The organism is Gardnerella sp. DNF00497B, assembly GCF_049262725.1.
GTDB lineage: Bacteria > Actinomycetota > Actinomycetes > Actinomycetales > Bifidobacteriaceae > Bifidobacterium > Bifidobacterium leopoldii.
Map to the genome: position 1 here is coordinate 887,952 of NZ_CP058400.1, position 25,062 is coordinate 913,013.

Genomic DNA, 25,062 nt, shown 5'->3' on the forward strand with positions numbered 1-25,062 from the left:
TTGCGCTTAACGGCGTAGAACAAAATAAATAAATATGAATAATCCCGGGTCAAAAAGGCTCGGGATTATTTATTATTCAAGCATTCTATGCCACATTCCTGGAAAATCAGGAATCGTTTTGCGAGTAGTAGAAATATTTTTGATTCTTATATTTTCTATGCGTAATCCAAGCATTGCAGCAAAAGTTGCCATTCTGTGATCCGCATAAGTTTCCATTACTTCCCCATGCATATGATTACTTGGCTCAATACGAATGCCATCTTCGAGCTCTTTAGCACCAATCCCAACTCGATTCAATTCATTAACTAAAGCTTGCAAACGATTCGTTTCATGCCCTCTCAAATGCGCGATACCATGAAGTTCACTTGGACCGTCCGCAAAAGCAAGAATAGCTGCAATACTAGGAGCAATCTCCCCTGCTGCACTCAAATCAAGATACGGAATTGCTTTAATCGAACCATCGCTTTCCACATGCATTATTCCAGCGTCATCGCTTGTTTTTTCAAAACTAACTTTTGCGCACATTTTCTCTAATATTCCAGGAAGCAATCCTCCAGGTTGAGTTGAAGAAAACGGCCAATTAGGTATACTGACACTTCCTCCAGCAATCAATGATGCTCCTAAAAATGGCGCAGCATTAGAAAGATCAGGCTCTATAGTAACAGTATCAGATAAAGCTATTTTGCTCTCTTTAACATGCCACATTGCGTTGCTAGTCATATTTACAACCCCACCCGCTTTGCAAATATCGTCCATAGTCATGCGAATATGCGGCATACTTGGTAATGTATCACCAATATGTTTAAGCTCTAATCCACCAGGAATACGTGAACCAATCAGAAGCAGCGCAGAAATAAATTGTGATGATGAAGAAGAATCAATTTGCACAATTTTTTCAGAAAAATCATTTATTCTAGATTCAATCGCAGGCGGCGTAATAGTAAAAGGTAAGAAACCCTCTTCTTCGTGATATTTTACGCGAGCACCAAGCTGCTCTAAACCGTCAAGAACTGGCTTCATAGGACGCGCATAAGCTTGCTTATCGCCATCAAATCGCACAGCTTTATTTGCAAATAAAGCTAAAGCTGCAACGAAACGCATTACAGTTCCAGCTAAACCACAATACACTTCAGCATTATCTGGAATCCTAAAAACTCCGTCTTCTGGAGGAATTACACGAAGCTTAGTTCCATCTTCATTTAATGACTCACATCTAACGCCAAATGTAGATAAAGCGCTAATCATAAGCTCCGTGTCGCGCGAGCGCAATAATCCTTGTAAAACTACTGGTTTTGTGCCCAAAGCTGCCAAAATTAAATAACGATTCGACAAAGATTTACTTCCAGGAACCTCAATATAAGCTTTTAATTGATGATTAGCATACGGCGCTTTCCAAAAAGTAGTGCAATCTGCAATATCGTTAATACCACTCATACTATGAATACTATCGATTGACATGTACTGCTAAATAAGAATAAAAAGCAAAAAAATAAGCATATTTCATTAGATATAAAAAGTCGGGGTGACAGGATTCGAACCTGCGACATCCTGCTCCCAAAGCAGGCGCGCTACCAAACTGCGCTACACCCCGAGGCTTTTGAACTGATCACCAGTTCCAAGCACAATCAATTACAATAGCGCACTTTGCAGACAAATGCAAATTACGACACACGTATTATGAAAATTTTTTCTTCATTACAAAATTCGACTAACAAAACTCATTACTAGCCACCAAACGATACAATAGAATTAGTTTAAAGAAAAAGGGGCTAAGTATGGGACGCTTCCAGCGAACAGAGGCAATGGGGTTAATATCATTCATAGTTTGCGCAGCTTGTGGAATGATTATTATGAGAATGTATATGGCAACAATGCCAGCGTTTTGGCAAATTAGCCAGCGACTATTCCTTACAGCTTCAACTATTGTGTCTTTGTGCAGCGTAGGCGCTTTTATTGTTGGATACTTGCGTACAAATAAAAAAGTTATCAGCCATCACTTAATTCGAGTAGCTAAGCACGCGTTTGAAATAACAGCGCTTTCTACGATTTACGGCGCAACGATGTTTCTTATGTCTTTTGCTTTGCTATCTATTATTAATAGCATTATTGGCAGAGCGGCAATGAACAGCTATTTACCAGTATTATGCTCAGCTTTATCTGGAATAGTTGGATACGCAACTCTTATTCAAGCTGAACTTCTTGAAGCTAAAACTGTGGCTTCCCTCCTGCCATTATTCGTTATTTCTGGAGCTGCAACTGCAGGTCTTACGACAGATGATCCGTACTGGTATAACAATAATTTCTCTCAACTTGGAGACCGCACAACATTTGCAGCTAGTATGTTTAATGCAACACTTGTTTTGTCAGGAATTTGCATTATCATAACGAGCTACTTTGCTATTACTGAATTCGTTGCAACACAGCACGAAATGCTACAACACAATAACCAAAAACTGATTAAACACTTCAAGATGCGCACAACTGTTATGGCAGCTTTGCTGATTCTTGGAGGAATATCGTTTATTGGAATAGGAACTTTTAGATACACGCCACATCCTTTCTTACATGATTTATGTGCTCGAGGAGTGACAGGATTAATTTGCACAATGCTTGTTTGCCTTCCATGGCTTGCTCCTAGGCTTTCTCGCACATTCTATATTGCTTCCGATTTAGCGGTTATTCTTACTGCGTGGGCAGGAAATCAGTGGGTACATGGAAATAATACTCTTACAAATGTTGAAGCATTATCATGTCTGCTATTTCTTGGATGGATTATTGTATTTTCACGACAAGTTGCGGCTATGCAAAGCGATCGTCTTCAATCAAAAATAAATCAAGCTTTAATATTAAATAGAAGCTCAAAAGCACAAATAGAATAAGAACAAAAGATAAATTAAACTAACAAAAGCAGCGTAGAAACTTAAATTTCTGCGCTGCTTTTAGTTTTTACAAGTCACGAACTTCTTTACGAATAAAGCATAATACTCAACATTCTGGCTTATGCTCGCTCATAAGAAGCAAGAAACTACGAGATTGTGCGACAATATTAAATCCTGCTTCATATAACAATTCCGGACCCTTTGGATTATATGTGTCCACAATCAACTTCCACTTCTCACCATAACGTTTATCTGGCAAAGTAAAAGTAATAGGTTCATAATGCGCATTAAAAATAAGAATAAAGTCATTATCAACCATTCTCGTTCCATACCAGTCAGTTTCTGGAATATCCGAACCATTCAAATAAATCATCACAGATAAAGCATGAGTATTTGACCAGTCCTCCATATCCATAACAGTACCGTTATGGTCAAGCCATTCAACTTGTGGAATATCGCTTACATCATCTCCAGCAGAACGACCCGTAAAGAAACGACGACGATGCAACACAGGGTGCTTCAAACGCAGGTGAATAAGCTTAGAAACGAAATCGAACATATCTCGCTGAGTTTCGTTATAATCCCAGCTTATCCACGAAATAGCATTATCTTGGCAATAAGCATTGTTATTACCATTCTGCGTGCGCATGACTTCATCACCAGCGCATATCATAGGAATGCCCTGGCTCATCAAAAGAGTTGAGAACAAATTACGTATTTGACGTTCACGCAATTCGTTAACATCGTGAATATTAGTAGGTCCTTCAACACCGCAATTCCACGAACGATTGTCGTTCGCACCATCGCAATTGCCTTCTTTATTAGCTTCATTATGCTTTTCGTTATAGCTAACTAAATCGTTCATAGTGAAGCCATCGTGAGCTGTAATAAAGTTCACGGAAGCTACAGGCTTTCGTCCATTTTGCTCATACAAATCTGAGCTACCCATAAGCCTGCTAGCAAATTCAGGTAATGTAGATGGTTGTGAGCGCCAAAAGTCGCGAACACAATCGCGATATCTTCCATTCCACTCAGACCAACTTGGAGGGAATCCACCAACCTGATATCCACCAACACCAATATCCCAAGGTTCAGCAATAAGCTTCACACTTGAAATAATGGGATCCTGCTCAATAATGTCAAAGAATGCAGAAAGTTTATCTACTTCTTGGAACTGACGAGCAAGAGTTGCTGCTAAATCGAAACGGAAGCCATCGACATGCATTTCAGTTACCCAATAACGCAAACTATCTGTGATTAACCGCAACGCTTTTGGAGAACGCATAAGTAAGGAATTACCAGTACCAGTAGTGTCAAAATAATGACGCTGATCATTATCTACAAGACGATAATATGCACGATTATCAATACCACGGAAACTCAAAGTAGGACCACGGTCATTGCCCTCAGCAGTGTGATTGTAGACAACGTCTAGAATCACTTCCATGCCTGCAGCATGATACGCCTTAACCATTGACTTAAATTCGTTAACTTGCTCTCCGCGCTGACCAGAGCTGGAATAAGAATTTTGAGGAGCGAAGAAACCAATAGTGTTGTATCCCCAGTAGTTACTTAATCCTTTATTTTGCAAGAAAGAATCGTTTACAAACTGATGGATAGGCATCAATTCTATTGCAGTAACACCAAGCTTCCTTAAATAAGAAATAACGCTTGGATGTGCAAGTCCAGCATAAGTGCCTCTAATATCTGGAGGAACACGTTTATCAAGATTAGTCATTCCACGAACATGAGCTTCGTAAATAACAGAATCATGATACGGAATCATAGGGTGCTGATCATTACCCCAATCAAAATACGGGTTAATAACTGCAGCCTTCATCGTATGATCCGCAGAATCCAAAGTATTCATTGCTGAAATATCATCTGGATTATCAAACCAATACGAGAAAAGACTCTCATCACCGTCTATATTTCCTTCAATCGCCTTGGCATATGGGTCAAGCAACAACTTATGAGGATTGCACCATAAACCATGAGAAGGATCATAGGGTCCGTGAACACGATAACCATAACGCTGACCAGGCTGTATGCCTGAAACATAGTTATGCCACACGTATGAGTTCTGCTCAGTCATATCAATACGTGTTTCATTATCATGCTCATCAAATAAACATAATTCAACGCGCTTTGCAACTTCGGAAAACAGCGCAAAATTCACGCCAGCGCCATCATAGTTTGCGCCAAGCGGATACATGGAACCTGGTCGTATATGCATAATATAAGTATCTCATATATTCGAGTAGTTTTCACGTCATGTTGACGTTATTTAAAAAAGCTTGAATTTTAAATGAAAGCCTCAATTAATAACGTAATTCCATGGATCGCAAGCTTCACCTAACCAAGCAACTTCTGGACGCTCTCCATACATTTCTTCTATGCAGTCAGCAATATCATTAATCGCATAAGTAAACCACAATGATTCAATAGCACTATGAGAAGTGTTAATAATCATAGGATATGTGTGTTGAATGTAATCTTCACCAGAAGAAAGACGCAGTTTCGATTCATATTTAGCTCGCTCAATTGCGTCAAGTGCAGGATGATGACGCAAATCGCTTGTAACATATACGTCAACTTTTTCCTTGCGAACTTCATCTAACAAGCTTTCCCCAGAACCAGGCAAAACAGCTACTGTACTAACTTTCGCATCAAGATTTCCAGCAACTTGAACACCAACTTTTGTATGAGGAAGAACGTTAAAAACATTTTGCGCAAAATCACGCAATGATATTGGCACATCCAAAACACCAATTCTGCCTAAGCCAATGTTACGTCCAGCAGAATCGATCTGTTTAGAAACAACAATTGGACGCAAATTATGAAGACCAAAATACTCTGCCGCAGCATGAGCAACTCCACGCCACGCGACATCCGCATTAGTGTGGCCAACCCATAGCGCACAATTATTACTAATTAAACGCTGTACAATTTCGCCACGAACAGTTTCGTTTGAAACTCCATGCACAGCTTTGAAAAATAGCGGATGATGAGTCACTAATAGGTTGGCACCCATTGATAACGCTCGATCAACTGCGCTAATCGTAGGATCACTGACACATACGATTCGCTGAATTTGGGAATTCAAGTCTCCAACAATAAGACCAGGCTCATCCCACTCTTCAGCAAAGCTTAATGGGTACAATGTTTCTATAGCTTCAATTACTTTGCTTAATCTAATCATTTCTTCTACCTTTAAGTAGTGTTAATGCGCTGCTAGTTGCCAATCTACACCAACTCCAGTAGAAACATTAAGAGGAACATCTAAATGCACAGCATTTTCCATAGCTTTACGCACAATATTTTCTACCTGCTCTTGCTCACCATGTGAAATTTCTAAAATCAATTCATCATGTATTTGCAATATTACTCGGCTACGAACTTTTGCTTCACGCAATCCCAAATCAACACGAAGCATAGCAAGTTTCATAATATCTGCGGCAGTACCTTGTATTGGAGCGTTAAGAGCTCCGCGCTCAGCAGCTTCACGAGATGCACGATTATTGGAAGAAAGCTGCGGGAAGTACCTACGTCGACCAAACATAGTTTCTGTATATCCAAGTTCTTTTGCCTTTGACACAAGAGATTCCAGATAGTCATGAACATTGCCAAAAGTATCAAAATACTTATTCTTCAACATTTCAGCTTCAGCCGGACTAATAGAAAGCTGTTTGGCTAGTCCATAAGTACTCAATCCATATGCTAATCCATAGCTCATAGCTTTTACATGAGAACGTTGATCCGGCGTTACTTGTTCAACAGGAATCTTATAAACTAAGCTCGCAACATATTTATGAAAATCTGCGCCGGAACGGAATGCTTCAATAAGAGTTTTATCATGAGATGCATGAGCCATAATACGAAGCTCAACTTGTGAATAATCACAACTCATTAAATATTCAAATTCTTCTCCTGGAATAAAAGCAGCACGAATCTCACGACCAGCAGCATTCCTATTAGGAATATTCTGGAGATTAGGATCAGCAGAACTTAAACGACCAGTTGCCGCAATAGTCTGCTCAAAAGTTGTATGGATGCGCCTATCATCATAATGAGCCGCATCAATTAAACTTTGCACAATCTGCTTCAATTTATTAGTTTCGCGATGTTTAAGTAAGGCGCCCAAGAATTGACTTGCAGGCTCTTCGGGATCGAGTTTAACGTACATAGCTTGCAAAGCTTCGGCATTAGTCGTGTACGAGCCATTCTTTGTGCGACGAGTAGGTTTAAGACCAAAATGCTCAAAAAGTATTTGCTGCAACTGCTTAGGACTTTGTAAATTAACAGAACTACCTGCAACTTTCCAAGCCATATTTTGCGCGAACTCAGCATCTGCAGAAAATTGCTTAAGCATACCACTTAAACGTTGCATATCAACTGCAGCACCGACGTCTTCCATGCCACGCAAAACTCGCGAAATAGGCATTTCCAAATCAGTCATCAAACCAGTTTGTTTTCTATCATCAAGTGTTGAAGCAAAATGAAGAGCCAAAAGACGAATAAGAAGCGCAGTTCTTAAGAATTTAGCTTCACGCGCTTGAGTTTGCTTTTCATTATTTTCTTCTTCACTGGCTGGCGTTTCATCGTCAATAAGAAGATCGAGCTCACCCTGCTTAGCTTCATTTTCACCCAAATTATCTTCATCTGACTGAATATCTAAATAATGTTCAGCCATATTTTCTAAAGTTTCAGCTCGAAAATCAGGCTCCAATAAATATGATGCCAATCGAGTATCAAGAAGTGGAGTGCCAAATGAATTATTCGAATCGAATAATTTTAGCGATTTTAGCAATCCCAAATGCTTTTTATAATCATGCAATACTGTTATTGAAGAATTTTTTTGCAAGAACTTTCGCAACATCTCGAGCAAAGCTCGATCTGCCGATTGCAAATCAGACGCGTACAATAACACAGCTTTATGAGCAACAAGAATTATTAAAGAATCTGCAGTCAACTCAAAATGATGTTTTGAATTCTTCTTGCACTCATGAGCGTATATTACAACTTCTTGATTTTTCAGTATAGGTTCGGCACATTTACGAGAATTATTTATAATTTTTTCGGAACTTAATTCTTCAAAATTCTCTTCTTCGGAACTTAGTTGGTCGAAAGTATCTTCAGTATTTTTTGAATCTTTCTTTATTTCTGTATAAAGTAAAGAAGAAACGGAATTCTCCCAATTAATAAAGTCTTCTACAGTTTTAACATGATGCAAGTCAATGCTTGCTAGCATTTCTTGAAAATTTTCTGCGTCAATATTTGATTGATCACCTTGAACTAGCTCATCGTTATTAGCATTACCTTCATACGTAGACGAAAACATTATACGCATATTATTTTCAATAGATTGTTGCGTACCGTTGCTAAAAGTTTTGAGAATCTTTCTCTTTTTTAATTCGCCAAATTCAAGTTGAGACAGCAAGATTCCTAATTTTGCAGCATCAACATCACCAAAGCACAAATCATCTACAGTTACGCCTAAATCCAAATCGCAAACTAAAGCATTAACTTTACGGTTTAAACGAACTTGATCAATATTTTCTCTTAAAGCTTCTCCCTTTTTACCGCTAATCTCATTCGAATGTTCAATAATATTTTCTAGGCTGCCGAATTGATTAATCCATTTAGCAGCGTACCCATCTCCAACACCTGGAACTCCTGGGATATTATCTGCAGTTTCTCCTCTTAACGCTGCTAGATCAGGATATTGCTTAGGCGTAACATGATATTTTTCAAAAACAGCATCCTTATCCATTTCTTTTAAATCTTTAAAATGCTGTCCTGGATACAAAACAGTAATATTGTCATCTATAAGTTGGAATGCATCACGATCGCCAGAAAGTACCAAAGTTCTATAACCGGCATTCGCTCCCATTGTTGCAAGGGTGCCGATAACATCATCACCTTCATAACCTGGTTTCTCAATATAAGTGATACCAAGAGCTTTAAGCATCTGTTGAATAATAGGAAGCTGCGAAAGAAGCTCCTGCGGAGCAGCATCACGAGTACCTTTATATTGAGGAAGCATAGTATTTCTAAAAGTTCCACCTTTAACGTCAAAAGCAATAGCTAAGCGGTCAGGCTTCTCTTTTTTTACAACCTGCGAAAGCATAGTAATAAATCCCCAAATGGAATTTGTTGCTTGCCCAGAGCGAGTAGAAAAATTATCTGCAGATATTGCAAAAAAAGCACGGAACGCAAGAGAATGGCCATCGACAACCAACAACGTTCCTTTCTCATTCTTAAGTTCCGAAGAATGTTCTTCAACGATGTCGGTATTCACTGTTGACTACTCACCCACGTTCCGTAATTACTAATAAATAACTATGCAGTTATATAAAAATGAATAAATATAACCCTACTAATTTTCAGATGAAGATTCTGCTTTATCATCGCTATACTTTGCAATAATAGCCATTGCAAGACGCTTCTTAGGGATACGCTGATCCATAGAAGTTTTTTGAATCCAGCGGAAAGCACCCTGTTCAGAGAATCCAGCCTTATCCATAAGAAGACCTTTAGCACGATCTACAAGCTTACGTTCTTCTAAAGTATCTTCAGCTTTCTTCAACTTTTCTTCTGTTTTCTTCAACTGATCTTCAGCATCGTGTAACTTGTTTTCTGCACGTTCAACACTATCTAATAAATCGTTGATTTCACTAAAGCGACCCATAGCAACTTCCAAAGCAGGAAGAAGTTTAGATTCTTCATACGGTTTAGTAACGTACGCCATCGCTCCAGCACCAGTTGCTTGTTTTACTAAATCTGACTGTGAAAAAGCAGTGAGCATTACTACAGGAGCAATATTCTCATCACAGATTGTTGCAGCGGCGGTAATGCCATCCATAACAGGCATCTTAACATCCATGCATACAACATCTGGATGATTTTCACGCGTCAACTCAATAGCTTCTTGACCGTTAGCAGCCTGACCTACAACTTGATATCCGTTATCTTCAAGCATTGCCACTAAATCCATACGATTAACTGATTCATCTTCTGCAACTACCACAGTACGAATATGATTGTTTTTCTTTTCTTTAGATTCTCGCTGAGCAGCTTCATCATCTGCAGCTTTGCGCAGCTCATCATCAGTAAGTACCTCAGGCATCGCTGGCTCTGTCCCTTCATTTTCATCCATACCTGGCATATTCAAAACCTCACTTCATTGCCACACATTCACAGGGCAACATCGCCATGCATCTTTAACATGGCGCTCACGCAACGGCACACTCACAAACACTAGTGGAAATTGCGCATCATAACACAATTTGCAAGTCATTAAAATACCGCACGCGCACCATGTTCGTGTCAATTAATAATATCATAAGAATTGCAAGACGCGCGAACAAGCACATACAATTAGCACTATTTTGCTTATTTTATATAATCGCAGATAATAATACAGCCAGCGCACCAAGTATTGCCTGAGCAACGCACATAGGAAAAGCGTTCTTGTAATCACCTATAAGCACACATTTAGTAAACTTATAAGCTTTAATTGCAATGACTAACAATAAGAGCCACTGAAAAGCAGCAAAAAATAAATGCCATGAAGTATTGCATACAATCGCACTAAAACTGAGGAAAACTTCAACACTATAAAAGCGCCATATTGATGGCACTGCAGAAGGTAACACAATAATCAAAATAGAATATGCGATCAATAGAACAGCAGAAACAATGCTCATAGCAGCGCATAAACGCCTACCATTGCGCTCACCAATTCTAACCATAGCAGTTATTTTTCCATGCTCTTTATCGCTTTTAATATCTCGAAGATTGTTTACCATCATTAAGCAAGCCGAATAAGCACCAGGAATGCAAGATATTAGCAAACAAGCCAAAATCCTTTGCCCGTTATTGATAAATATGCTAGTTTCTGGAATACCAATTCCGTATGTAATTGCGCATAACGAACCAATAAAAGGAACAGGACCGAAAAATACAAACGCACTTACTTCTCCCCAACCCTTATAACCGTAAGGATGTTTACCCCCGGCATAAAACCAGGCTGCAGCAAAGCACGCAATTCCAAGTAAAATAAACCAATATATTCCAGTTCGCAAAACAATAATCAAACCAAAAATACAAGAAATAAAAGCAGAAATTATTACAGCTTTAAGCACAGATTTCGGGGAAATTCCAGCATTTGCAAGGCGCCAAGATACATCGCATAAAGGCTTTGAATTATTGCTACTTAAAGCACGCAAACTACGATTCTCATCCAAGCCATTCAATCCGTCACAATAATCATTGGCATAATTGACGGCGATTTGCATAAACGCAGCAACCATGCAGCACAAGAAAAATTGTATAAAACATTGCTCTAGATGCATAATTGGTTCTTCAAAATACGAAAATCGCATCATTCTAAATGAAACCGCAAACGCCATAACAACAGGAACTAAGCCTATTGGAAGCGTGTAAATTCTTGCACCCTTAAGCCAAATTTTTACACTTTTCATCAAAAGCCTCATAAATTATTTATGATTTATTTATTTATGATTTACACAAATATTTTACACTAAATTTGGCAAAAAGATTGAAGTGCATATTGGTAAAGCAATAATAAGTGCAGAAATAACTAAAGACAAGAATCCACGCCATCCGAATGGGTATTTGTAATACGAAGACTTGCGTGTACGCAAATAAAAGCCGCGCTCTTCCGCTGCTAGCGCAGAACTATCTGCTTTACGCACTGAAGAAACCAAAAGAGGCACAATAAGAGGCATCATAAGTTTTAATTTTTTAAATGGATTTTTACTATCGTATTCAACTCCGCGAGCCATTTGAGCTTCTGTGATTTGAGACATTTCTTGCGCAAAAATAGGCACAAAACGAACCGCAGTAGTTATAGTAAAAGCATAACAATATGGAATATGCAAATATTGGACTACAGCATTTGCAAGATCGTTTAATTTAGTTACTGTTAGCACTGTAACAAGAGGAAAAGCAAAACAGAACAAACGCAAAGAAGCTTTCGCTCCAATATCAATACCTCTTAACGTAAACCATAGAAAAATATAGTTCCCACTTTGAGCAATAACAGTTTGTAGCAAAAACATTACGCAAGAAATTATTAGCATAGCTTTAATAAGGCCAAATAATGTTTTAACAACATGAGTAAAAGCCATGCCAACAAAAATAATAACAGCTAGCGCAATAAGTACAGAATACTGTTTAGCAATAAATACGCTTATTACAATACTCGCAGCAAGAATTAGCTTCGCAATAGGGTTTGTGCGGTGAAGGAATGTGTTGCCTGATTGATATGTTAATAGTCTCGTTTTCATAAATATCAGATGCCTTTATTTTACTTCTAACTATTCTGCTGATTATGCTGCTTATTCTGACTAAGTTTTGCGATTTTACCAAAACGCAACGCTTCAACTAATTCTTTTCGCGTATACAATCCATAGCATTGCTTAAAACCGTTAGAAACCAAACCTTGGCAAACAGCACACAATAATGGTGGATATAAAGAAGCAGCTGAACAGACGTCTGGTTTTTCAAAAACATCATGCGCTGAACCATCAATAATAAGCTTTCCATCATTAATCGTTATAAGTCTAGTTGCATAATCAAGCACAACTTCCATATCATGACAAACCATAATCACGCAACAACCGTGAGCTCGCAACTCCTCAACTACTTGCATAATTCTCACGCATTCATGGTAATCAAGCCCACAAGTTGGTTCATCGAGAACAAGTATTTTAGGACGCGTTACGACAGTTGCAGCCAATGCCACCATTTGTCTCTGCCCTCTAGAAAGCATGAATGGACTGTCAGTAGGATTTAAGTCAAGTTTCTCAATAATTTCCATTGCATGCGTTTTCGCTTGACTAGAATCTTCACCAATTAAAATACAGCTCAACTCTACTTCTTCAAGAACAGTCTCTTTACATAATTGATGATCAGGATTTTGGAATAATGTCGCAACATATTTTGCTATTTGACTAATTCGCAATGGCTTGGTGTCGATACCGTCAATTGTTACACTACCTTCAGTAGGTCTTAGTAGACCGTTAATAATTTTTGTAATAGTAGTTTTTCCGGCACCGTTTTTGCCAATTAATGCGATCAATTCACCAGCATAAGCATCAAATGAAATATCTTTTAGAGCCTTGACATCATTTGCATAAGCAAAACTCACATGATCTATTGAAAGGCATGGCTTATCAGTATTATTAACTGCATTGTTAGCTCTTTTAGAATCTTCTTTATTAAGTTCTAAATCAGCTTCTACATCATACGCATCATCGCGATTAGAAAGTTTAGAATAATCAGAACGCAAAGTTTTAACAATAGTATTTACAGTTTCATCAACGCCAACACTAAGAGGTGATGGATCGCAAATTTGTTCATCTTGCAATTGTTTAAGCAATCGCGTAGTACGTGGATAATTAATACCTACTTTACGAAGTAACTCTATATCTTTAAGAGCTTCGCAAACAGGAGCATCGAGAACAAGCTCACCTTTAGAAAGCACTATAAGACGCTTGCAATATTCACTTAATAAAGCTACTTTTTGCTCAATCACTACAATAGTAATACCAAAGTTTTTATTCAAATCACTTAAAACGTCGAAAATCATACGTGAAGAAACTGGATCCAGCGCACAAGTAGGCTCATCTAAAACCATCACTTTAGGCCTTAAAGCCAAAATAGCAGCTATTGCGACCTTCTGCTTTTGACCTCCAGATAGCGTGTCTAAATCACGATTCCGCAAATTGCTAATACCAACAGTTTCTAGTGCATTTGCTATACGCTCAGGAATTTCATCGTGCGAAACTCCGAAGTTTTCTAAACCAAAAAGCAACTCATCTTCAACGTTTGCAGCAACCATTTGCGCATCAATATCTTGAATAACAGAGCCAATTAAACAAGCAATATTAGTGAGCTCAAGAGTAGTAGTGTCATGACCAGCAATTCTGACAGTTCCGAAAAACTTTCCCGAATAATGGTGAGGAATTGCTCCAGAAAAAAGTGAAGCAAGAGTTGTTTTACCAGACCCAGAAGGTCCAATAATTCCAACGAATTCACCTTGATGAATACTAAGGTTTACTTTATGAAGAGCATAGTTGCAATTATCTTCATTGTCTTTTTTATCTTTATTTGCAACACTTTCATCACTATGAGTATCGTAACGAAAAGATACATTGCTTAATTCAAGCAATGGCACTTCTTTTACTGATTCATCACTTTTTTTCATAGGCTCTTTACACGGTTCGGCAGAATCAACTAAATGATTATCTGCAACATATTTTTCTTGCTGAGACATAACATTCCTAACTCTAACACACCGAGCAAACGCTAAAAAATTAATAACACAAAAACACAAGTTGACATCAATCATATTAGACTGATGCCAACTTGCTTTTATACCTTTATATTTATACTTCTATGACTTTATACATTTATACGCATTAAACACATTCGTTAATAATGATGTATAACGTGCAATTAAACATGCAATCATAAGAATTTCTTAGTTACATTATTTATTATTTGTGCAATACAAGTCGCAATGGAGTATAAAGAATTTCAACAATAATCGCATTAAATGCAGCAGTACCAAAAATAATTGGCATCATTACGATTACCATGTTTGGAGAATGAAGAATAAAGTAAGCAGCAATAGAAGCGAAAATGCAACCAGAAATTACTGTTGTAACAAAAGTTGCAATAAATGGGAAAACACTTACTTTACGAGCAGCATCCTTTGGGAAGAGATGGACATATCCAATTAAAATAGCTGTCATAATAATTGCAGCAGGAATGTCACACGCATATTCAAGGAATGGAATCGAAGTATTAAGTTGGATTAATGTTGCAGCAAGAGCTCCAATAATAGCTCCTTGATAAATCTTTGGACGAACCAACAAAATCGCCAAGCAGAATGAAGCAATAACAAACTCAGGCTGGATATTTCCAATAGAAAGAGGCTTGGCAACAGTAAAATCAAGAATGCATCCTGCTGCAAATAGAACTGCAACCAGCACTAACGAAGTAATATTTAGTGCATGATTCTTAACTTTCGCATTTTTCATCATTACCGACGCAACATCAGCAGTTGCATCTGCGACGCCGCTAGTAGCTTCCATAACTTTTTCATTAGTTTCATTAGCCATGATTTCTCTCCTTGTTTAAGCTTCATATTATTTAAATACAAAGCTATCGAATATTTTGTTGTGATTTGTGATTTGTGATTTGTGATTTTTGAAATTTAAGGCTTGTATACAAAAAGACCCCCGGAGCTTACCCGGAGGTCTTTTACAAGCTTTTATACGCAGCTTCTAAAACTTCAGAGTAAACTCACGCCAAAGAGAAGACTGCCACCACCACATACGTGCAGCATTAAGAGTATCGAAAGATTCAGCATTCATGTTCATGTTAAGCATGATGTCTGCCTCCTTAACTCATTAATACTAACTGTGGTTCACACACAAACCTCAACCGAAGTATTCGATATTTGTTTGTGTTGGAAATGATGCTAACACCATAAAAGTACAAATGCAAACATTTTTTCAAAAATATTCTCCTAATGAAATAATTATTACAAAAATATTTATAAATTTATTATTCGTAAATCCTTATTTTGCAAAGAAAATCTCGTTTTAAATAAAGAAACTCCCGAAATAATGTAAAAGAAAAAATTTACTTAAATAAATGCAACACGCTGATTCATTTAGTTATTTTAGAATTTTTTACATTTTGACTCTTTAATTGCTGAGCAATTTGCAATTTTACTGCAATAATTCGCTTTACAGACTCATCAATTCGAGACTCAGGTATATCACCTTGACGAACTGCATTAACAACAGAATAATACGCTTGACGCAAATTTGCAGGAGAAAGTAATATATCGATGCCTGCTTTAATTCCTGTAATTGCAGCAACTCCAGGAGAATAGCGCAACGATATTGCGCCCATTCCTAAAGAGTCAGAAATAAGAATACCTTTATAACCAAGCTTTTTACGAGCTAAACCAGTAACAATTTTCTCAGACATGCTAGCAGGAATATCATCACCTGTAATCTTCGGATACGACACGTGACTGACCATAATAAACTTAACACCAGTATCTACAGCATCTTTGAATGGTACTAAATCTATTTTTCTTAACGCAAGTGAAGTTTGGTTCGAAACAGTAACGCCTTTGTGAGAATCCTCAAAAGTTGAGCCGTGACCAGGAAAATGCTTATACGTGGCAAAAACGTGATGCTCTTGCAAACCATCTGTGAACGCATCTGTCATATTTGCAACTAGCGAAGCATTAGAGCCGAATGAACGCTTGATCATCAGGTTATTATCCGGATTAGTAATCACATCAGCAACTGGAGCAAAATCAACATTAAAACCTAAATTCGAAAGATAATTACCAATGTAAGCACCAGTTTTATAAGCTTTGCGAGTTTTCTTAGTCGCTCCAATATCCCTCATATTAGGCGAGGAATTAACACCCATTTGAGGATTTGAGCTAACTCGCGCAACAGTGCCACCTTCTTCATCAACAGCTACTAAAGCAGGCAGTGACACTCTAGATTCGCTTATTGATTGCAACCCAGAAATCATTTGCTGAGTTTGATTAGGGTTCTGAATATTCTCCCTGCTATACATTATTCCGCCAACAGGTATGGAATTAAACGACTGCTGCATTTGCGAGCCAGAAGATACCACAGTTCCGTATGTTCCAGCTAATTCTTCAGGCTTAACTATGAACATTTGAGCAACTTTATCTTCAAGAGACATCTTTGATAGCACATTTTTAACAACACTGCTATTAGGGTCAATCCCCCGTCTTGCTTGCCTTTTACGTGCTTGCTTTAGTGCTTCAAGTTTTTTAGTAGCCACATCCGCAGGGTTAACTGTTTTCTTACTAACATAAGTTTTAGAAGAAACATTAAAAAAATGCGAGCGCATAACAGATACTGCAGCAAACATAGATATTGTAAGTAAAACAATAGCTATAATAGCCACTAAAATAGCAGCAAAACGCTTTCTTGGAACAACACTTGCAATTTGATTATGATGCTGAGCACTACGATATTGCATAGTGCGACCATCTACATAATGCGGACTGCTTTGTAGTTTACGTGTCCTTTGCTTTCGCATAACGAGTTTCCTCTAATTCGCTAAAAATGAACCAAAAAGTAGTAGCGTAATACTAATGCCTATTTATCTCACAAACATAGCCAATTTTACCGCTAAAGGTTTTACGCAATGTAGGAGTCGTAAATAAATCATCGCGCTGATCATTCCAAGACCACTCATCATTTAAACGCCAAAGCATAAGATAGAACTCAGGCTCTCCATCTTTATCGTTTCGACTTGGTTCTCCTGGCAACCAGTTTTCATACTTTACTTTTTCACCAGTAACCCAGTGCGCAAATACGTCACCATTCTCACGTTGCGAAGTATAACCGCCAATCCACACATACTTAACGCCTTCCTTTTTCGCCATATTGATTACCTTTTTCTCTTTACTCTTACTGGTAAGAGTTACTAAGTAACCACCATCTTGCATGCATGCACTATTAGCTTCAGTCCACTTCACATCGCCCTTATGTAGCACGAAGCGAGTTGCACCCTTCTTATAATTCTTCTTCTTAATTGGCTTAAACGACAAATCATCACCAATACCACCAGACTGATGATTCTTGGAATCTGCAACCAATGCAGAAACCACTCGATCAGCATACGCATTCGAAGAAGAATCAGAATCATATTCTAAACAATAAACATTATCTTGATTGACTCGAATTCTATTCATTACCTCTTGCATATCTGAAATTGAATTCATATCCCAGAAGTAACCATTCGTTTCATTCGCAATATTTTGCAGAGTACTTGAATCAGCTTCACTAGTACCAATCAAATATACAGGAATACCTTTTTCTTTAGCTAAAGAAATAACCTCATCAGCAGTATGAGTACTCTCATTATCTTGACCATCAGTAAACGCAATTACGCAATTAAAGCCAGGATGATTAGAAGCATTAGTAATTCCGGTATAAAGTGCGTCATACAAAGCTGTCATGCCGTAAGGAGTCATATTATCAATGCCTGTAAGCAATCGATCTTTATCGTTAGTATACGTTGCCATATACATTAAGTAACTATCGAAAGATATAAGCTCTCCTGTATCGCCAACCTTATAATTAAGATTGCGCACAAAATCACTCATAGTACGTTTCATCGTATCTATAGAATCTTCCATAGATCCAGATTTATCAAGCAGAATTTCGTAATTAACACCTTGTTTATCTTTAATGCGCTCAACTTTATGGATAAGTCTTTCAGCTTCTCTGCCACCACCAATCTTCTCACGAATTGCAGCAGTAGGAGAATCAATTTCCAAAGCTTTTCCACTACTATCAGTAAGCGAAAAGTACAGTTTTACATGAGGATATTTAGATACGTCAGAGTCAACAATTTTCAACTTATAATCCGCGTATTTATTGGATTTCATAATTTCTTTTCGCAAAGTTTCGTAAGGAATTTGTTTTGGTCTCATATAATCCCAAATGCAATACCCAAAAATACTTGAAAGAATAACAGCAATCATAACAATAATAGCTATAATAATATTCCTTCGCTTCGCATCATTTTCAGCAGCAACTTGCGCATACCCGTATTGTTGTTGATACGGGTATTGTGTATTTGTTTCAGGGCGATAATACTGATTAGGAATGTTGCTGGTATAAAATACTTGCGTTTGCGCTTCAGGATGAGGCTGCTCTGCTTGCTGAGACTGAGTATTATTTGCTGGAGAAGTAATTTCTGTACCACACTGCGTGCAGAACCTTGTATTATCTTTTAAAATAGCTCCACAATTAACGCAGTACATGATTTTCTTCTTTCTCTTCCTTATTAGTAAAACATTCGCATACAGTTACAAAAAACAAACTATTTATTGATTCTATACCCTGCTTCAAACACAAAGCCGAGGATATCGCAACAAATGCAATTATCCTCGGCTTTTATAATGAGCGAACTTATTAGTTTATTTATTTACTAATAAAACCTCACGAATTCCTATAGCGCTTGTGACTCTTAATACGAAGTAGCAATACGCTCGCAGCAGCAATAAGTATTGAGCATACAGCAGTAACTACGAATATATTACTGCCTGTCGCACTTAAACTATGAAGCTGTTGCGAAACTGCATTGTTTGTTACTGTGATATCTGTCCAAGCAACTTGATTACCTTTCTCGTCAACCAAAACAACCGTATGCTTTCCGGTGTATCCAGCTGGGAATTGAGCATCAAACTGAGGCTTGCCATTAACCATGCGAACAGTCACAAACTTTGAACCATCAGCACCCTTAAGCAAACGAGGAGACGAGTAAATGTACGCGTATGCATAAACTACTCCATCGCGCTGCAAACGCTCGATGAACTCGCTGTTTACAAGATTAATTCTTACACTGTTAACAACACCTGCAGTTGCAACGTTATTGTTACCAACGCTAAGAGTTCCCTTTAATTCTGGATTAAGCTGCTGAACAGTTTTCGGAGCAACAGGTACAGGAGTGGATTCTGCTGGTTTAGTTGGCGCAGAATGCTCAGACTTTGCCGGTGCAGACTGTTCAGACTTAGCACGCGCTGACTGTTCAGACTTAGCAGGTGCGGACTGTTCAGATTGCTCAGCTGGAGTTTCAGTCTTAGACTGATCCGGCTTAGTCTGATCTGGCTTAGTCTGATCCGGCTTAGCTGGAGTTTCATGCTCAGATGGCTGAGGCTGAGGAGCCGGTGCCGGAGACGGTGTTGGTGCAGGCTGAGGCGTTGGCACCGGAGCCGGAGCAGGTGATGGCGAAGGCTGTGGACCAGGCTGAGGAGCCGGAGCAGGATTCACAGGACCAGGAGTTGGAGCTGGAACTGGCGCTGGTTGCGGACCAGGCTGCGGCTGAGGTCCAGGAGCTGGTGTTGGAACTACAGGAGCAGGAGCAGGTGGCTGAGGCGTTGGCGTCACAGGACCAGGACCAGGCTGAGGCTGAGGTTGAGGACCAGGCTGAGGATTTACAGGACCAGGTGCCGGCGATGGCTCAGGCGCAGGATTCACAGTACCATTAACTAGTTCGCTTACGTCAGCAGGATGCAATTTATATTCAGCGACCTTTTCAAGATCAATAGAATTCTTATTATTCTTCTTTTCAGCAACCTTCACAAGCACTGCAGTAGAAAGAGCAGAAACCTTGTAATTTCCACTATCGTCTACAGATGCTTCAGGGAACTTTGATGCATCATCACCATTAGCTTTTCCATCAGCAATGTGCACGTGATACTTTCCTTTGCCAATATTCACAGTAGATTCACTACTATTAGCGTTGAAAATAAACACATACGTTTTATCTTTGGCATCAACACTAAACGCATTAATACCATCGCTGCTCTTAATCCAATGCATATTCTTATTAACATCAGAATATGTAGAATCGCGTAAAGCTGGAATTTCGTTTCTTAACTTTATCAATGCCTTGAAGTATTCAACAGCATCAGAATTCTTATTAACCAAATCCCACTTAACAGAATTGTCACTATCACCAGCATTGTAGCTATTCTTATTGCCGTTCTTGCTTCGTAAGAACTCTTGACCAAGCTCAAAGAATGGCATGCCATGAGCAAACATTACAAGCGAATTAGCAAGCATTACTCGCTTCTTAAGATTCTCTTCTGACTCATGAGGCAAAGATTTCTTCAACTTATCGTAAAGATTAAGATTGTCGTGAGCTTCAACATATTGCACAGTCTGACCTGCATTCGCATAATGTCTATCAGTGCAACTTGAGTTTCCAGGCTGGCAACCGTAAAGATTTTGCATTACCAGATTGTCACTGCCTCTATTTCCAGACACGAATCCAGCAACATCATCATCTCCTTTGCCTTTTACAGCATCACGGAAGGAATCGTTAAAGAATGCAACGCCATTATTGTCTGCAAGCTTATACGCATTAGGCTGAATAGTGCGGTTTCCATAAGGCAATTGGCTCATATCCCAGCCTTCGCCAAGAATAATAGAGTTTTTATCAATGTCATAAACAGCCTTACGCACTTCCTTCATGGTTTCAAGATCAATCAATCCCATCAAATCAAATCGGAAGCCGTCAATACCGTACTCTTTAGCCCAATACTTTACAGAGTCAACAATATACTTTCGCATCATTTTGCGCTCAGAAGCAGTATCGTTTCCGCAACCAGATCCATTAGTAAAGCTGCCGTCATCGTTGTAACGGAAGTAGTAACCTGGCACAGTTTGGCCAAAAGCGTTCTTTTGAGCGTTATAAACGTGGTTATAAACAACATCCATAATCACGCGCAAGCCAGCCTTATGCAAACCGTCAACCATTTGCTTTAGTTCCGCAATACGCGTAGCAGGGTTTGCTGAATCAGACGCATACGAACCTTCTGGAACGTTGTAATTGATTGGATCGTAGCCCCAGTTTTGAGCACCTGACTTGCCGTAACTCAAATCTCCTGCTTCATTCACAGAACCAAAATCATACATTGGCATGATTTGCACGTGAGTGATGCCGAGGGACTTCAAATAATCCAAACCAGTTGGCTTGCTTCCATTCTTAGTGTCAGATTCAATTACACCGAGATATTTGCCGCGCTTTGCAACATCTACGCCAGAACTTTCATGAATCGAAAAGTCGCGAATATTCATTTCTGCAATAGTCGCATCAGTTGGGCGCTTACCAAACGATGCCATGCGAGTTACAGGTGTTGCCATACTGCCACCGAATACAACAGATCTCATTCCATTTCGCACAGCAGCTTTTGCATAAGGGTCTGGAGAATTATTAACAGCACCATCTGCAAAATGAACCTTGTACGTGTAAGCAGTGCCAACTTTTGCATCGCTTGTAGTAATACTCCACACACTATTATTGCTTTCAAGCTTCATCTCTTGCGTTTTAGCTTCTGGAGCATTCTCAGCATCAGACTGATAAGTTACCAGCTCAACTTTCGTAGCAGTTGGTGCCCAAAGCTTGAAAGTCGTAGAATTACCATTTACAACAGCACCCAAGTCGTCGCCAGCATAAGCGTATTTCTTATCGAACTCATCAGTGCGAACAATCTTAGAGCCTTTAACAGTTGACATAGACACTGTTTTAGGCATTCCACCAACACCCTTAATGCTGATTTCATACATTTTCTTAAGATCTAATTCGTTCTTTGCGGTGATTACGATCTTATTATCTACAACAGCAACTTGCGAAATATCTACTGCCGTATGATTCTCTTTCTTTGAATCTGTAACATCAGTTATAGTTACGTCATTCTTCTTAATCTCTGAAGGGTCACCGCTCGCATTTACAGTAAATTCCTTCAAAGACGTAATATCAGCATTAATAGCATTAGCCTTCGTGTTGATTACGTTTGGACTTAAGTAAACTCTACTATCGCCCTGCATAAGCCAGATTTCAGCATTACCAGTTTTACCATCTTGGCTTAAAGTGATTGCCTTTGCAGGAATTGCACGATCGCCTTCACCAGGATCTTTAGCAACCCAATCGTTGCCTTGCATAGAATATCGCACAATAAACTTCGGATCTTTTACGCCATTACTATCCGTAAACGTATATTCTGCAATCTTGCCGAAATCATCATGAGCCGTGAAATCTTGCTTTACGCCTTCTTGCTTACCATACCACGTCCAGAGATTCCAACCAGCGTAATCCTTGTTTGTTCTACGGTAGTGAACAGTAACGTTTAACGTTTGAATCTTATTAAGTTTGTCCGCAACTTCAACTGGTGGTTCAGCAAAAGTATCTTCATTCCCGCTTATAACCCAAGCTTGACCTACTCCATCTTCGATATTATAAATAAAACGGTTTTTTGTTCCGTCCTTATGCCAATTTTTATTATCAGTTCCTGGATCAGTAGTAATAATAAATCCGACTTTTCCACTCTCGTAAGTGCCATCAGCTTCAATTGTGTAAGTCTTACCAAAAGCATCTTGACCATTAAATGCATGCCAGGTACCTTTTATCTCTTTACCATCTGCATCTTTAAGACCCCAGATATAAACACCTTTATTCGTGTTTTTTTGATTGTAGTGAATAACAATCTTCGTCTTTAATGCAGAAGGTTTTGAAGATTCAACCTTGCAAGGAACATCAGAAACATCAGCATTCCCGACAAGATTTTTGTTTACTACATAATTCTTTGCACCAGCAGGAATAGTGAAATCGCCACTCTTCTGACCATTTACGTGATACCAATTACTTCCACCGTCGTTAAATACAGCTTTAAACTCACCACGATTAGTAATAGTCTTTGCAAACCAATCATTGCAAACTTTGCGCATTGGCAATCCAGGAACTGCAGTCCAATTATCACCACTTATTTGATAATGAATATTTACAGAACTTGGATTACCTGCTTTACCTTTAGCATTGAAATATACAGTTGTTGACTGGTCTTGAACATCGTCGACATTGTATTTTGGATCAGATTCATTGCGCGCTGCAATCTTTTTAACGTTATCCTTAGTTGCATCCACATGCAAAGCAATTGCAGAATAAGGAGCGATAGTCGCAGCAACCTTGCTATCTTCAACTTTAACAGTCTTAGAGCAGTCACCTGCAGCATAAACGTTGCAGTACTCACCATTTGGCAAATCAGTTTTATACAAAACTCTCTTTGCGTTTGGCGTATTGTTGATTGCTAAGAAACCCTTCTTCTCGCGGCTAAATGCAATGTTATTATTGTCACTCTCCTGCCAATTAGTGACTTGAGCACCATTCACAGCATTAAAGAAGCCAATCATTCCACGAATAGAAGTCCAACGCTGAGTGCACTGCCAGCCAGTTTTTGGAGAACAATTTACATCTGGAACAGACGTATCGGTCGCATTAGGCGCACCATCATCCTTATGTCCATCCGCAAACCTGTACCCTGAATAAATGTTTGGGTTTCCATACGGGTAGCCAAGCATAAACGCGTTTGCAAGCTCGTAGCGAGGACCATCCTTATAAGTAAGAGTGCGCACATAATTTTCGCGAGGAGTATCCCAATTTGTTACAAAAATCGAAGCTTTATCGCTTTGAACAAGCCCATTAGTAATACTCTTTAGATTCGAAATTGATCCATAAAAATCGTTCTTTAAACGGTAGGAATACTGGAATTCGTTGACTTCGCCTTCGTTTAAATGCTTAGCTGGCTGGATTTCTGGAGCTTCAGAAGGATCGCCAATCGTCTCCTGCATCCACCAAATCTTGTCAGGAGTAGTATTTGCCTGCTTTGCAGCTTCAGCTTTAATGGCTTTCATATCCGCTGGCGAAATATGCTTAACGGCATCCACACGGAAACCAACAACACCCATCTTAAGCAAATCTGCAAAATACTTGCCTAAAACTTGCTGAACATGCGGCTTTGAAGTATCCAAATCAAGCAAACCTACAAGCCTGTGAGTCCAAACTTCTTCAGCATTCTTGTAATTTTTAATATTTTCAGCACTCTGATGGAAATCATCCTTAGTATATCCAGCTGTTTTGAAAGTTTGCGTAGCAGCATCGTATTCACTTCCACCAACGCCAACTTTATCTTTATTACCAGCACCAGTCATGTGATTAATAACAGCATCAGCAATGATTCCAACACCAGCAGCCTTGCAAGTCTGAATCATCTGCTTAAACTCAACTTCAGTACCGAGCTTAGAATCAAGCTTATAGCTCACAGGCTGGTAAGAAGTCCACCACTGAGAACCCTTTACATGATCATTCGGAGGAGACACTTGCACATACTTCACACCCTCAGGTTCGTAAGTTTTAGTGCACTCTTGAGCAATACTCTTCCAATTCTGCTGGAATGCAGTAACAATAACGCCCTTACGGTTAAGAGTTAGATTTTCTTTATTTGAACTATCGCTAACAGCGTTTGCACTACCCGTAACAGCAAAACCAGTTACAAGCATTGCAACAGACGTAGCAACAGCAACCATCTTCGATGCAAAGTGTCGACGATGACTCATCAGTATCCTTTCCTCCATTGGTATCAACACGCTTCTTCCTTGGGCGCATTAATAGCCTCAATGCACAAACGATGGCTAGCACTACTATGTTGCCAGCCATCGTTATAAACGTGCATTATCAGCGGAGAAAATTATAACATCTACATATTGACAATATTGCAATAACTATACAAAAA

Annotated in this window: 13 protein-coding genes and 1 tRNA gene; 1 reads left to right on the plus strand and 13 read right to left on the minus strand. The window is 38.9% G+C overall.

The genetic code is table 11. From position 1 onward, the window contains the following. Positions 1-72: 72 nt before the first annotated feature. Both aroA and HXT26_RS03265 read right to left on the minus strand, forming a co-directional pair. Positions 73-1,434: a 3-phosphoshikimate 1-carboxyvinyltransferase gene (gene aroA / locus HXT26_RS03260; protein WP_004119323.1), complete on the minus strand. Its 1,362-nt coding sequence runs from the start codon at positions 1,432-1,434 to the stop codon at positions 73-75. Between the two features lie 83 nt (positions 1,435-1,517). Beyond that, positions 1,518-1,591 (minus strand) — tRNA-Pro (locus HXT26_RS03265). Positions 1,592-1,775: 184 nt separating this feature from the next. Here HXT26_RS03265 and HXT26_RS03270 point away from each other — a divergent pair. Then, positions 1,776-2,879: a hypothetical protein gene (locus tag HXT26_RS03270; RefSeq protein ID WP_004119320.1), complete on the plus strand. Its 1,104-nt coding sequence runs from the start codon at positions 1,776-1,778 to the stop codon at positions 2,877-2,879. Between the two features lie 106 nt (positions 2,880-2,985). Here HXT26_RS03270 and glgX read toward each other — a convergent pair whose 3' ends face one another. The 11 genes from glgX to pulA all read right to left on the minus strand — a co-directional run bounded on the left by glgX (position 2,986) and on the right by pulA (position 24,886). Further along, a complete protein-coding gene (gene glgX, locus HXT26_RS03275; RefSeq protein WP_032835386.1) occupies positions 2,986-5,115 on the minus strand; it encodes a glycogen debranching protein GlgX in 2,130 nt (709 codons plus the stop codon). Between the two features lie 81 nt (positions 5,116-5,196). Continuing rightward, positions 5,197-6,081, minus strand: coding sequence for a Nif3-like dinuclear metal center hexameric protein (locus tag HXT26_RS03280; RefSeq protein ID WP_004106979.1), 885 nt, complete (start codon positions 6,079-6,081; stop codon positions 5,197-5,199). A 21-nt stretch (positions 6,082-6,102) separates the two neighbouring features. Continuing rightward, on the minus strand, positions 6,103-9,180 hold the full coding sequence (gene polA, locus HXT26_RS03285) for a DNA polymerase I (protein ID WP_004106991.1): 3,078 nt from the start codon (positions 9,178-9,180) through the stop codon (positions 6,103-6,105). 78 nt (positions 9,181-9,258) lie between these two features. Further along, complete coding sequence (locus tag HXT26_RS03290) at positions 9,259-10,047, minus strand: ANTAR domain-containing response regulator (RefSeq protein WP_004119309.1); 789 nt, start codon at positions 10,045-10,047, stop codon at positions 9,259-9,261. Between the two features lie 232 nt (positions 10,048-10,279). Beyond that, positions 10,280-11,365, minus strand: coding sequence for a 1,4-dihydroxy-2-naphthoate octaprenyltransferase (gene menA / locus HXT26_RS03295; protein WP_422111872.1), 1,086 nt, complete (start codon positions 11,363-11,365; stop codon positions 10,280-10,282). A gap of 54 nt (positions 11,366-11,419) precedes the next feature. Then, positions 11,420-12,193, minus strand: coding sequence for an energy-coupling factor transporter transmembrane component T family protein (locus HXT26_RS03300; protein ID WP_004106997.1), 774 nt, complete (start codon positions 12,191-12,193; stop codon positions 11,420-11,422). A gap of 26 nt (positions 12,194-12,219) precedes the next feature. After that, positions 12,220-14,184 carry an ABC transporter ATP-binding protein gene (locus HXT26_RS03305; RefSeq protein ID WP_217430171.1) on the minus strand — a complete coding sequence of 655 codons (1,965 nt, stop codon included), beginning with the start codon at positions 14,182-14,184 and terminating at the stop codon, positions 12,220-12,222. Between the two features lie 223 nt (positions 14,185-14,407). Then, complete coding sequence (locus HXT26_RS03310; protein ID WP_422111873.1) at positions 14,408-15,034, minus strand: hypothetical protein; 627 nt, start codon at positions 15,032-15,034, stop codon at positions 14,408-14,410. Positions 15,035-15,587: 553 nt separating this feature from the next. Continuing rightward, a complete protein-coding gene (locus HXT26_RS03315) occupies positions 15,588-17,018 on the minus strand; it encodes a glycoside hydrolase family 3 protein (protein WP_422111874.1) in 1,431 nt (476 codons plus the stop codon). A 52-nt stretch (positions 17,019-17,070) separates the two neighbouring features. Next, positions 17,071-18,753, minus strand: a complete 1,683-nt coding sequence (locus tag HXT26_RS03320; RefSeq protein ID WP_422111875.1) for a VWA domain-containing protein — start codon at positions 18,751-18,753, stop codon at positions 17,071-17,073. Positions 18,754-18,931: 178 nt separating this feature from the next. Then, the gene (gene pulA, locus HXT26_RS03325) at positions 18,932-24,886 is read right to left on the minus strand and encodes a type I pullulanase (protein WP_422111876.1); all 5,955 of its coding nucleotides are present in this window, start codon (positions 24,884-24,886) and stop codon (positions 18,932-18,934) included. Positions 24,887-25,062 lie beyond the last annotated feature (176 nt).

Bases quoted from the DNA above. Each gene is read 5' to 3' on its own strand.
- aroA (WP_004119323.1), bottom strand. From the start codon at position 1,434: ATGAGTGGTATTAACGATATTGCAGATTGCACTACTTTTTGGAAAGCG.
- HXT26_RS03320 (WP_422111875.1), bottom strand. From the start codon at position 18,753: ATGTACTGCGTTAATTGTGGAGCTATTTTAAAAGATAATACAAGGTTC.
- HXT26_RS03300 (WP_004106997.1), bottom strand. From the start codon at position 12,193: ATGAAAACGAGACTATTAACATATCAATCAGGCAACACATTCCTTCAC.
- HXT26_RS03280 (WP_004106979.1), bottom strand. From the start codon at position 6,081: ATGATTAGATTAAGCAAAGTAATTGAAGCTATAGAAACATTGTACCCA.
- HXT26_RS03305 (WP_217430171.1), bottom strand. From the start codon at position 14,184: ATGTCTCAGCAAGAAAAATATGTTGCAGATAATCATTTAGTTGATTCT.
- HXT26_RS03315 (WP_422111874.1), bottom strand. From the start codon at position 17,018: ATGCGAAAGCAAAGGACACGTAAACTACAAAGCAGTCCGCATTATGTA.
- HXT26_RS03310 (WP_422111873.1), bottom strand. From the start codon at position 15,034: ATGGCTAATGAAACTAATGAAAAAGTTATGGAAGCTACTAGCGGCGTC.
- menA (WP_422111872.1), bottom strand. From the start codon at position 11,365: ATGAAAAGTGTAAAAATTTGGCTTAAGGGTGCAAGAATTTACACGCTT.
- HXT26_RS03290 (WP_004119309.1), bottom strand. From the start codon at position 10,047: ATGCCAGGTATGGATGAAAATGAAGGGACAGAGCCAGCGATGCCTGAG.
- HXT26_RS03270 (WP_004119320.1), top strand. From the start codon at position 1,776: ATGGGACGCTTCCAGCGAACAGAGGCAATGGGGTTAATATCATTCATA.
- glgX (WP_032835386.1), bottom strand. From the start codon at position 5,115: ATGCATATACGACCAGGTTCCATGTATCCGCTTGGCGCAAACTATGAT.
- pulA (WP_422111876.1), bottom strand. From the start codon at position 24,886: ATGAGTCATCGTCGACACTTTGCATCGAAGATGGTTGCTGTTGCTACG.